Here is an 11,589-nt window from a genome sequence, read left to right as displayed (position 1 = left end):
GCCAAACGCCTCAAACGGCTCAAGGGATTGACACCCTACGAATTTGTTTGTGCGGAATGGCGGAAAAATCCTAGTAGCTTTATTCGAGAACCGACCCACCATACTCCGGGACCATACACCTAGGGCGTGAGGACAATTAGCCGAAACGGTCTTTTACCGCCGTAAAAACGGTCATGCTGAGCTTGTCGAAGCATCTCTACCGAACATGTCGAGGCAACGAAGCGGTAGAGATGCTTCGACAAGCTCAGCATGACGGCCTCCGAGGCTAACTGTCCTCACGCTCTAGGCGGTCTGACCGGTTATCGTTGGTATGTCATCATACTCACTTCAACCTCCCAGCCCGGTTGTCGTTGTTGCGGTATCGTTCTTACTTCAACCGGTCAGACCGCCTAGGGCGGTCAGACCGGGCGGCTGGGGCGCAACATCGCGCCCTCTGGCCCTGTCTTTGCCTCGGCTGAACTTCATTTGTGTTGACTTCGGTTTACCCACCACCACCCACCGCGCTGTCGCGGCGCTTTTCTTTGCTCATGACGATTTTCCCTTCCCGCCGCTGGCCCCTGGCGCTGGCCATTCTGGCGCTGCCTACCCTGGGCCTGGCGCAGGCCGTGCCCACCCTCACGCCTGCCGCTACCGACCAAAGCGCGGCCCAGTGGTACCTTAAAGACCCGCAGCTCGACAACGTGCCCGGCATCGGGGCCACCCGCGCTTATACCGAACTCCTGAAAAATCTGGTGCCTACGCCCGTTATCGTGGCCGTGATTGACTCGGGCATCGACACGGCGCACGTCGACCTGAAGCCCGTGCTGTGGCGGAACCGGGGCGAGATTCCCGGCAACGGCATCGACGACGACAAGAACGGCTACATCGACGATGTGCACGGCTGGAACTTCCTGGGCGGCAAAGACGGCCGCAACATCAACGCCGAAACCCTGGAGATGACGCGCATCGTGGCCGCCGGCCGCAAGCGCTTCAAAGGCACCACGGCCAAAACCGTGAAGACGGCCGACAAGACTGATTTCGCGCTGTATCAGAAAGCGGAGAAAGTGTACAAAGCCCGCTTGGCCGAAGAAACCGAGCGCGCCGGGCAGGTCGAGAGCATGACCGGCCCCATCACCGAGATGGTGGCCAAGATGAAACAGGCCCTGGGTACCGACAAGCTCGACACTACAGCCCTCAAAAACGCCCGCCCCGAAGACCCCAACCTGAAGCGCGCCGTAGCCGGCATGCTCGATATGATGCGCCAGACCGGCGCATCCGACGCCGATGCTCTCCTAAAAGAGCTGAACGAGGGTATGAAACAGGAGCGCAGCATGCTCGATAATTCGCTGAACCTGAATTTCGACCCGCGCACCGACATCGTGAAGGACAACCCCAACGACCTGACTGACCGCAACTACGGCAACAACGACCTCCACGGCCCCGACCCCATGCACGGAACCCACGTAGCGGGCATCATCGCGGCCGTGCGCGACAATAAAATCGGGGTGCAGGGCATCGCCGCCGACCCGGTGAGCATCATGGTGGTGCGGGCCGTGCCCGACGGCGACGAGCGCGACAAGGACATTGCCAACGCCATCCGCTACGCCGTGGACAACGGCGCGCAGATTATCAACATGAGCTTCGGCAAGGAATTCTCGCCCCAGCGCGCCGCCGTGGAAGCCGCCTACAAGTACGCCGCCACCAAAAACGTGCTGCTGGTGCACGCCGCCGGCAACGAAAACCACAACCTCGACGTGGCCGACAACTACCCCGCGTCCTTCTATATGAACAACACGACCGTGCCCAACCTACTCACCGTGGGCGCGTCGGGCCCGAAAGACAACGCCGCCCTCACGGCCAACTTCTCGAACTACAGCAAAAAAGGGGTTGACGTATTCGCGCCCGGTGTGGGCATTTTCAGCACCCTGCCCGGCAGCACCTACGGCAACGAAAGCGGCACGAGCATGGCCTCGCCGGTCACGGCCGGCGTGGCGGCGGTGCTCAAGTCGTACTTCCCCAAGCTCACGGCCGCCGATTTGAAGCGCATCATCATGCAGTCGGCCCAGGTGCATCACACCAAGGTAATGGTGCCGGGCGGCGAAAAGACGGTTGATTTCTCCACGCTCTCCGTCACTGGCGGCGTGGTTGATTTGTACGAGGCTGTGAAGCTGGCGCAGAAGGCCTCTCTGTAGAGGGAATTAAAAATTAAAAGTGAAGAATTAAAAATGCCCGCTTGTTGATTCAGGCGGGCATTTTTAATTCTTCACTTTTAATTTTTAATTCCCTTTACCCCACGTCAAAGCCCTTTTCCTCTTTCCGGAAGTGCCCCAGCACCAGCTTGTCGCTGAGTCCCGGCAGCCACTTATTGAGGAACACAACCAGCTTGCCCTGCCCCGTGAGCACCAGCGTGCGCTTGCGTTGCTGCACGGCTTTGAGGATTTCGTCGGCCACGGCTTCGCTGCTCATCATCGCGCCTTCGTCGCGCGGCGACTCGCCCTGGGCCGAGCCATCGGCGGCCAGCGCCACTTGGCGAATATTGGAAGCCGTGAAGCCCGGCGCGGCCGTGAGGACGTGCACGCCCTGGTCGAGCAACTCGGTGCGCAGGGCTTCGAGAAAACCGTTCATGGCAAATTTGGAGGCCGAGTAGCCGGTGCGGCCCGGCAAGCCCCGGTAGCCCGCGATGCTGCTGATACCCACGATGCTGCCCTTGCTCTGGAGCAGGTGCGGCAGCGCGAACTTGGTGGTGAAGACCGTGCCGAAAAAGTTGGTTTGCATGAGCTGCTTGATAACCTCCAGGTCGGCATCCTGGAAGCGGGCGCGCATGCTGATGCCGGCGTTGTTGAGCAGCACGTCGAGCCCGCCGAACCGGGCCACGGTTTCCCGCACGGCGCGCTCGGAGGCGGCCTCGTCGCCCACATCGGCCCGGATGGGCAGGTGGGGCACGTCGGCGGCGGCGAGGGCGGCGGCCGTATCGGTCAGCTTCGCTTCATCGCGCCCGGTGAAGGCCACCTGGTAGCCAGCCCGACCAAACGCCAGGGCGCAGGCCCGGCCAATGCCCGAGGTGCCGCCGGTGATGAGAACTATAGGAGTAGCCATATGATAAAGAGAAGGGACGGTGGCCCTGGCGGACCAGCAAGAGGCGAAGCTCAAAAAATCAAGGCAAACTTACGGTTCGATGGTGCGATTTTTGTTAGGCCCGATTAAACCCCGGGCTCGACCTATGGTCAGGCAACCAGCACGCTGGTTGATGGGCGCAGTCGGCGGCTCACCCTGAGACATGAGCGAATGAAACCCCGCAACCGCTGATTTTGCCCGGCGCGTCCCGGTTTTGTGCTTACATTTAACCACCAAATTCTATTGTCTCCCCTTTCTCTCTTTTATGCTTCCACTCCTACGTTCTTGGTACCGGCTTGCGCCGGGTTTTGTGGCGGCCGTACTGGCACTGGGCGCGTCGGCGGCGGTCCAGGCCCAGACCTGTCCTGTTGTCGCTACCTGCACCCCCGGCCGGGCCAGCAGCCCCCAGGCTATTGCCTTCAACATGGGCATTCTCAACGTGACGGTGGGCAACAACCTCATCAACCGGACTTCGGTGGGGTACTCGGAAGGCTACCAGGACCTGAGCTGCACCGCCAACGCGGCCCTGGTGGTGGGCCAGGCCTACTCCATCAGCGTGCGCACCAATGCGAACGCGCCGGAAAACGTGCGGGTCTGGATTGACTATAACAACGACGGCGCGTTCACGGGCAACAACGAGCTGGTCTTCAGCTCCAACAATGCCAGCCTGCACACGGGCACCATTACTGCGCCCGCCACGGCCGTGCTGGGCACCCGCCTACGCCTGCGCGTGGCCGCCGACTACAGCCTGGGCACGGTGCCCACCCCGTGCTCCACGCCCGTTTATTCGCAGGATGAGGACTACAGCGTAACGCTCTCGGCCAACGTGAGCCCGCCGGTGGCGGCCTTCACCACCAACGGCACCACCACCTGCTCGGGCTGCGTGCAGTTCACCGATGCCAGCCAGAACCTGCCCACGGCCTGGCTCTGGACGTTCGGCGATGGCAACACCAGCACCCAGCAAAACCCCAACTACTGCTACACCACGGCCGGCACCTACGCCGTGACGCTGCGCGCTACCAACGCGGCCGGCGTGAACACCAGCGCCGCCACCAGCATCACTTATAATACGACGGTGCCGGTTGCGGCCAGCTGCTCGCCGCCCACCATCAACTTCTTCGCCAACTACGGCATCACCCGCTTCCGGCTGGGCACCATCGATAACGCGTCGGCCGATGGCAGCGCCGGCTATCAGGATTTTACCTGTCCGCAGCGCACCAATCTGACGGTGGGCGTGAACTACGCCATGACCATCACCACGGGCGGCGTCAACCCGCACGATATCCGGGTGTACCTCGACCGGGACAACAACGGCATTCTGACCACCGCCGAGCAGGTGTACCAGAGCCTGAACACGCCCACCCCCGGCGCTACCGCCACCCTGAACATTCCGGCGGGCACCGTGCTCAACCAGCCCCTGCGCCTGCGCATCGTGGCCGATGCCGTGGGCAACAACCCCGGCCCCTGCACCAGCCCCGTGAGCGGCCAGGTGGAAGACTACACCGTGGTGGTGCAGCCCAACACCACGCCCCCCGTGGTCAGCTTCACCACCAACTTCGTGCCCGGCTCCTGCGTGAATCCCATTCAGTTCACCGATACCAGCCAGAACCTGCCTACCAGCTGGCTCTGGAACTTTGGCGATGGCACGCCCACCAGCACCCAGCAAAACCCGCTGCATACCTACGCCGCCACGGGCAGCTACACCGTAACCCTCACGGCCGGCAATGCCAATGGCACGGCCACCCTCACGCGGGCCAATGCGGTGAGCGTGTCGGTACCCTGCCTCAGGTACTGCGCGTCGAACGGCACGGGCGGCATCGGGCCGGGCGGCAACCAGCAGCTCAGCCCGTTCTACATCACCAACGTGCTGGTGAGCAATGCCCAACCCACGGCCTTCACCAACAGCAGCACCGTGACGACGGCCGGCTACGTCAACTACACCAACCTGCCCATCATCCTGAACGCCGGCAGCCCGGTAAACCTGACGGTGGTTTCGAACCTGGCCATCGTGCATCGTACCGCCGTGTGGGTTGATGTGAACCTGAACGGTACGTTCGATACGAACGAGCTGTTGGCCAACGACGTGACCGGCGCCGGGCCCGGCGCCGCCACCTTCACGGCCAGCTTTGCGCTGCCGGCCGGGGTCAGCGGGCTCAACACCCGGATGCGCATCCTGTGCGTGGCCAACGCCAATGCCCCCTTTCCCTGCGCCGTGAACGTGCTGAATGCCGAAGTGGAGGACTACCAGCTGCTGGTGCGCCCCCTGGCCACCCAGGCAGCCCAGGCCCTGCCCACGCTCGGCCTCTTCCCCAACCCCACCCTCGATGGCCAGCTGCGCCTGCGCCTGCCCGATGCCGCCACCGCCGGCACCTACGCCACCGAAGTGCAGAACGTGCTGGGCGCCACGGTGCTGCGCACCACCCTGCGCCTGGGCCCCGCCGCCGATGCCACCCTGGACCTGAGCGCCCTGGCCCCGGGCGTGTACGTGCTGCGCCTGCGCGATGCCAAAGGCCAGACCGCCCTGCGCCGCGTGGTACGCGAATAGCTTCTGCCTGGCCCTGGCTAAAACAGCTAAGTTGTTAGTCATTAGTTGTCAGTTGTTGGCAGAATGGCAATCGTCCGACTGACAACAAACAACGAGCAACTGACAACCCGTTTACTTTTGAACGACTACTTAATAGCTTGTGATTGACCACACAAAGGCTACGCCGCCTGGACTGGTCAATCGCAAGCTGTTATCAGCCATTGGTTGCCACTCCCTGATTTCCACCACCGACATCTTCCTGCCCTTCATCATTTTTTATGTCACGAACCTTACTCCGGCGCTTTTACGGGTCGATTTTCCTACTTGTCCTGCTGGCGCTGGGCGCACGACCGGCACAGGCCTCCCACTTTCTCGGTGGCGAGATGAACTACCAGTACCTCGATGCCAACGGCCCGGCCGGAACGCCGTTCCGCTACCAAATCACGGTCACGGTTTACATCAACGCCCTGCCGGGCACGCCGGGCCAGCCGGTGCTGAACCAAAATATTTTCGTGTACAACCGCACGACGGGCCTGCGAACAAATGTTAACCTCACCGGAACAATTTCGCCCGTCATCAGCGGGCCAAAAATTCCGGCGGGCTGTAGCATCGTGCCCCCCAACCAGCCCTTCATCATCAACCGCTTAGTGGGCACGGTGAACCTGCCGGTGTCCTTCGATGGCTACTACGCGGTGTATTCGGTAGCGGCGCGCAACGCCGGCATTGCCAACCTCGCCAATTCGGACAACTTCCCGCTGACGCTGTACGTGAGCATGGCCCCGCCGCTGATTCCGAACCGCTCGCCGGTGTTCTCCGATACGGCCGTGGCCATCGTGTGCCAGAACGACACCACCATCTCCCTCAACAATGCCTTCGACCCGGACGGCGACCGGCTGGTGTACTCGTTTGGAGCGCCTTATGGCAGGTCGAGCACCAACTTTGACACCTTCCCGCCCCTGCCCACTCCCATTCCTTACCGGTCGACGAGCTTCAGCGCAGCGACTCCGTTTGGAACGGGGCCCGGCAACTTTGCCACCATCAACGCCAGTACGGGCATTGCAAAATACGGGGCCACTGCCATTGGCCAGTACGTGGTGGCGGTGGACGTGTCGGAGTACCGCAGCATCAACGGCAACGAGGTGCTTATCGGCACCACCCGCCGCGATTTACAGCTGCTGGTAACGACCTGCCCGCCCACGCCGCCGCCCGCGCTGACCCCCGTTCTGACCCTGCCCCGCAACTACACCATCGAGGAAGGCCAGGCGCTGAGCATTCCGATTTCGGCCTCGCAGGGCAACACCAACCGCCCACTGGTGCTCACCGTGAACAGCGCCCTGCTCGACGGCAGCGGGCCGTTCAACACGACCTTCAATGGCAACCCCGGCACCGTGCAGCCCGGCAACCTGACCGGTACGGCCTCGGTTTCGGGCGTGAACTCGGTTTCGGGCACGTTCGTGTTTAACTCCGCCTGCGGCAATGCCCGCACCGCTCCCTACGACCTGAGCGTGACCGTGAAGGACAACGGCTGCGGCGGCAAGCAGGCTTCTGATATTTTCCGCATTACCGTAACGCGGGCGCTGGGACCCAACGCCATCAACGGCGCGGCCCTTGTCTGCGACCCGGCCACGGTGCGGACCTACACGGCCGCCGGTCCGGTACCGGCCTCTTACAGCTGGCGCGCCACGGGCGGCACCATCACCAGCGGCCAGGGCACCAACACGGTACAGGTAACCTGGGGCAATGCCAACACCACCGGTACGCTGGTCCTGAAAGGCATCTCGTCGCGCGGCTGCCCCACCGATTCGGTGATAAAAACCGTTGACATTCGTCCGCTGCCCCCGCTCGCCGTCACGCCCAGTGCGCCCAGCATCTGCCTGGGCACGTCGACCACGCTGAGCGCGAGCGGCGGCCAGGCCGGCCTCACCTATTCCTGGACCGGCGGCGGACTAAGCGCCACCACCACGACGCTGACGGTAGCGCCCACCACGACAACAACCTACACCATCACGGGCTCCGACGGCACCTGCACCACCTCGGCCAGCGTGACCGTGACCGTGACCCCGCCGCCCGTGGCCAACGCCGGCCCCGACCGCAGCGTGTGCCCCGGCGTGGCCTCCACGGCCCTGGGTACGGCAGCAGTAGCCGGCATCACCTATTCCTGGAGCCCCGCCCTGGGCCTGAGCAGTACCACCGTGGCCAACCCCACCCTGACCCTGCCCAACGCCACCGGCGTCCCCATCGTAGTGAAATACGCCCTGACGGCCAGCTCGGGCGTGAATTGCCAGAGCACGGACTCCGTTTTCGTGACGGTAAACCCCGCCGCGATTGCCAACGCCGGCCCCGCCCGCGCTACCTGCTCGAACGTGGCCTCGACCACGCTGGGCACGGCGGCCCTGCCGGGCTACACCTACAGCTGGAGCCCGGCCACCGGCCTGAGCAGCACCACGGCGGCCACCCCAACCGTGACCCTGCCCAACACCACGGGAACGGAAATCACCACCACCTATACCCTGACCGCCACCAGCCCCCAGGGCTGCACGGCTACCTCGACGGTAGCGCTCACCGTGACCCCGGCGGCCGTGGCCACGCCCGGCCCGGGCATCAGCTTCTGCTCGGGCACGGTTTCGACCCCGCTCGGCGGCACGGCCGTGGCCGTCCCCGGCACTACGTATAGCTGGAGCCCGACCACTGGCCTGAGCAACCCCAATATCCTGAACCCAACGGTGACCGGCACCAACACCACCGGTGCCCCCGTCATCGTCACCTACACCCTGACGGCCACCACGGCCAACGGCTGCGTGGCCACCGCCCCGGTGAACGTGACCATCAACCCGGCCGCCGTAGCCAATGCCGGCGCGGCCCGCGCCACTTGCTCGAATGTGGGCGTAGTTATCGGTGGTACGCCGGTAGCCGGCACCACCTACGCCTGGAGCCCGGCCCTCGGCCTGAGCAGCACCACCGTCCTGAACCCGACGCTGACGCTGCCCAACCTCACGGGTGCGCCCATCGTCGTGACCTATACCCTCACAGCCACCACGGCCAACGGCTGCGTAGCTACTGGCACGGTGGCCGTGACCATCAACCCGGCGGCCGTCGCCCAGGCTGGCCTTGACAAGGCGACCTGCTCGAATGTGGGCGTGGTTATTGGCGCGGGTACGCCGATTACCGGCACCACCTACGCCTGGAGCCCGGCCCTCGGCCTGAGCAGCGCTACGTCGCTGACGCCCACCGTGACGCTGCCCAACCTGACCAGCGCCGCCACCACGCAGCAATACATTCTGCTGGCCACCACGGCCAACGGCTGCTTCCAGCGCGACACCGTGGTCGTGACCGTCAACCCCGCCGCCGTGGCGGTGGCGGGCGCCAACCGGGCCGTGTGCTCGGGCCTGAGCGTGACGCTGGGCGCGGCCCCGGTCACGGGCTACACCTATAGCTGGAGCCCGGCCACCGGCCTGAGCAGCACCACCGTGGCCAACCCCACGTTCACGCTCACCAACACCACCGCCACGCCCACCCCCGTCGTATTTACCCTCACGGCCACCACGGCCAACGGCTGCGTGAGCACCGGCACCGTGACCGTGACCGTGAACCCCGCCGCCGTGGCCGAAGCCGGCCCCGACCAGGCCGTATGCGACCGCAAGCGGCTGACCCTGGGGGCCCCAACCCGCGCCGGCTACACTTATAGCTGGAGCCCCGCCACCAACCTGAGCAGCGCCACTGCCGCTCAGCCGGTCTTCACCGGCGTGAACACCACGGCCGTGCCGCTCACCCTCACCTACACCCTCACGGCTACCACGGGCAGCGGCTGCGTGAGCACCGATGCCGTAATCATCACCGTGAACCCGCGCCCGGCCGCCGAAAGCATTTCGGGTCCGGCTTCGGTGTGCCCCACGGTCACGGGTATTGCCTACTCGGTGCCGACCCCGGCGGCGGCGGCTTATACCTGGCTGATTAGCGGCGGCACCATTGCCAGCGGCCAGGGCACCCCGGCCATCACCGTGAGCTGGGGCGTGGCCACCACCGGCGCGTTCGTCAAGGTGTTCCGCCTCAACGCCCAGGGTTGCTCTTCGGACACCACTACCCTGCCCATCATCATCAACCAGCGCCTGCAAACGGTGCGGCCCACCGGCCCCGGCGACATTCTGGCCGTGGCGCCACTGCCCCGCGCCGTGTGCCAGGCCGATGGCCCTTACACTTACCGCAGCGGCGCATTTGCCGCAGGCTCCAGCTACTCCTGGCTGATTATCGGCGGCACGCAGGTAAGCACGCTGCAAAACACCGTGACCGTGAGCTGGAGTCCCGTGACGGTGCCCACCATCGGCATCATTGTCGTCACCGAAACCAGTAACCCCGCCGGTGGCGTCTGCCGCGGCGTTTCGGATACACTGATGGTGCAGATTAACCCCTCGCCCCGCACCACCCTGGCCATCGTCAGCCCGGTGCGGGTGTGCCAGGGCAGCGGCCCCGTCACGGTGAGCCTGCCCGGCGGTTTCGCCGGCTCCACTTACCTGTTCCAACTCAATGGCGTGGCCCTGCCCGGCACCGGCAACAGCCGCACCATCGCCACGCTGCCGGCTCCCGGCACCTACACCCTCACGGCCCAGGAAACCACGGCCAGCCCGGCCAGCTGCACCGGCCCGGTCTACACCGTGCCCTTCACCGTGAACCCGCTGCCCACGGCTCCCACCATTTCGGGCTCGGGCTTCGTGTGCAACACGGCCACGGCGCAGCAATACGCTATTGCGAATGCTACGGCGGGCTCGTCTTACGCGTGGACCGTCACGGGGGGCACCATCACGACCGGCGGCACCAGCAGCCAGATTACGGTGCTCTTCAACAATAACGGCCCTTACTCGGTGAGCGCGGCCGAAATCAGCGCCTCCCCAGCCTCGTGCACGGGCCCGGCTGCTACCCGCACCATTGTGTTTGATAACCCCACCATCGCCCTGGCCAACGCCTCGGTCGATATCACCAGCAACAGCCGCGTTATCCTCACCCTGAGCGCCCCCAACAGCGCCGCCACCCCCAACCCCGTGCAGATTCAGCGGCGCGTGGCGGCCTCCGGCAACTTTGTGACGGTAGGCACGGTGGCCGCCTCGGCCACCACTTTCACCGATAACAGCGCGGTGGATGCCTCGGCCAACTCCTACGAATACCGCCTGAACCTGACCAACGGCTGCGGCACGCTGCTGACCAGCACCACCGCCCAGACCATCCGGCTGGTAGCCACCAACACCGGCACCACCGGCACCGGCGGCTTCGACCAAGGCAAAACCACCCTCACCTGGAATGCTTACGTAGGCTTCCCGGTGGCCGAGTATCAGGTCTTCCGTCGTTCCGATGCCGGTACGCCCGAGCTGGTAGCCACCGTGCCCAGCGGCAGCCAGCTGCAAGCGGTAGTTAACAACGCAGCCACGGGCTCCGCCACCGGCGCGGGCTTCAGCCAGAACTTCCGGGTGGTGGCCGTGGGCACCGGGGCCTCGGCCCTGCGCTCGAACTCCAACGAGGCCAATGTGAACTTCGCCAACGCCGTCCGGACCTACAACATCATCACGCCCAACAATGACGGTCGCAACGATGTGCTCGTGATTGACAACATCCAGCTCTACCCCGGCAACACCTTCACCGTGTTCAACCGCTGGGGCCGCGAGGTGTACAAAACCACCAACTACCAGAACAACTGGGGCGGCGATGCCAATACCGCCCCCGGCAACTACTTCTACCTGCTGACCGTGCCCAACGGCCCCAGCATCAAGAACTGGTTCGAGGTAGTGAAGTAATCTGAACCGCGGATTTATCGGATTGGTCGGATTACTCGGATTTTGGGGACGACACCAGACCAGCCCGCGAAACAACAACCTTCCCACTACAAAAAAAGCCGCTCCGATGAGCGGCTTTTTTTGTACGAACCTAATTAGTCCCCAAAATCCGAGTAATCCGACCAATCCGATAAATCCGCGGTTCAGACAGTA

General features: G+C 64.3%; 4 protein-coding genes and 1 pseudogene. 4 read left to right on the top strand and 1 reads right to left on the bottom strand.

Translation table 11 applies throughout. The features are described 5' to 3' along the window. Both ABD819_RS15475 and ABD819_RS15470 read left to right on the top strand, forming a co-directional pair. Positions 1-123 (top strand): annotated as a pseudogene (locus ABD819_RS15475) (IS481 family transposase); the annotation flags it as partial. A 404-nt stretch (positions 124-527) separates the two neighbouring features. Continuing rightward, positions 528-2,171 (top strand): S8 family peptidase, encoded by a 1,644-nt coding sequence (locus ABD819_RS15470; protein ID WP_345125743.1) that lies wholly within the window; start codon positions 528-530, stop codon positions 2,169-2,171. A gap of 94 nt (positions 2,172-2,265) precedes the next feature. Here the strand turns inward: ABD819_RS15470 and ABD819_RS15465 are convergent, their stop codons facing one another. Continuing rightward, the gene (locus ABD819_RS15465; protein ID WP_345125742.1) at positions 2,266-3,075 is read right to left on the bottom strand and encodes an SDR family oxidoreductase; all 810 of its coding nucleotides are present in this window, start codon (positions 3,073-3,075) and stop codon (positions 2,266-2,268) included. A gap of 283 nt (positions 3,076-3,358) precedes the next feature. On the opposite strand from ABD819_RS15465, the gene ABD819_RS15460 reads away from it, so the two are divergent. Together ABD819_RS15460 and ABD819_RS15455 are read left to right on the top strand one after the other, a co-directional pair. Then, positions 3,359-5,638, top strand: coding sequence for a GEVED domain-containing protein (locus ABD819_RS15460; RefSeq protein WP_345125741.1), 2,280 nt, complete (start codon positions 3,359-3,361; stop codon positions 5,636-5,638). A gap of 257 nt (positions 5,639-5,895) precedes the next feature. Beyond that, positions 5,896-11,397, top strand: coding sequence for a T9SS type B sorting domain-containing protein (locus tag ABD819_RS15455; RefSeq protein WP_345125740.1), 5,502 nt, complete (start codon positions 5,896-5,898; stop codon positions 11,395-11,397). The last annotated feature ends 192 nt before the right edge of the window (positions 11,398-11,589 follow it).

Source organism: Hymenobacter antarcticus, from assembly GCF_039539545.1.
Lineage (GTDB): Bacteria > Bacteroidota > Bacteroidia > Cytophagales > Hymenobacteraceae > Hymenobacter > Hymenobacter antarcticus.
This window is presented reverse-complemented; position numbering and strand designations above follow the sequence as displayed.

What these genes read in the sequence shown, in the direction of transcription:
- ABD819_RS15470 (WP_345125743.1), top strand. Translation starts at nt 528, where the DNA reads ATGACGATTTTCCCTTCCCGCCGCTGGCCCCTGGCGCTGGCCATTCTG.
- ABD819_RS15465 (WP_345125742.1), bottom strand. Translation starts at nt 3,075, where the DNA reads ATGGCTACTCCTATAGTTCTCATCACCGGCGGCACCTCGGGCATTGGC.
- ABD819_RS15460 (WP_345125741.1), top strand. Translation starts at nt 3,359, where the DNA reads ATGCTTCCACTCCTACGTTCTTGGTACCGGCTTGCGCCGGGTTTTGTG.
- ABD819_RS15455 (WP_345125740.1), top strand. Translation starts at nt 5,896, where the DNA reads ATGTCACGAACCTTACTCCGGCGCTTTTACGGGTCGATTTTCCTACTT.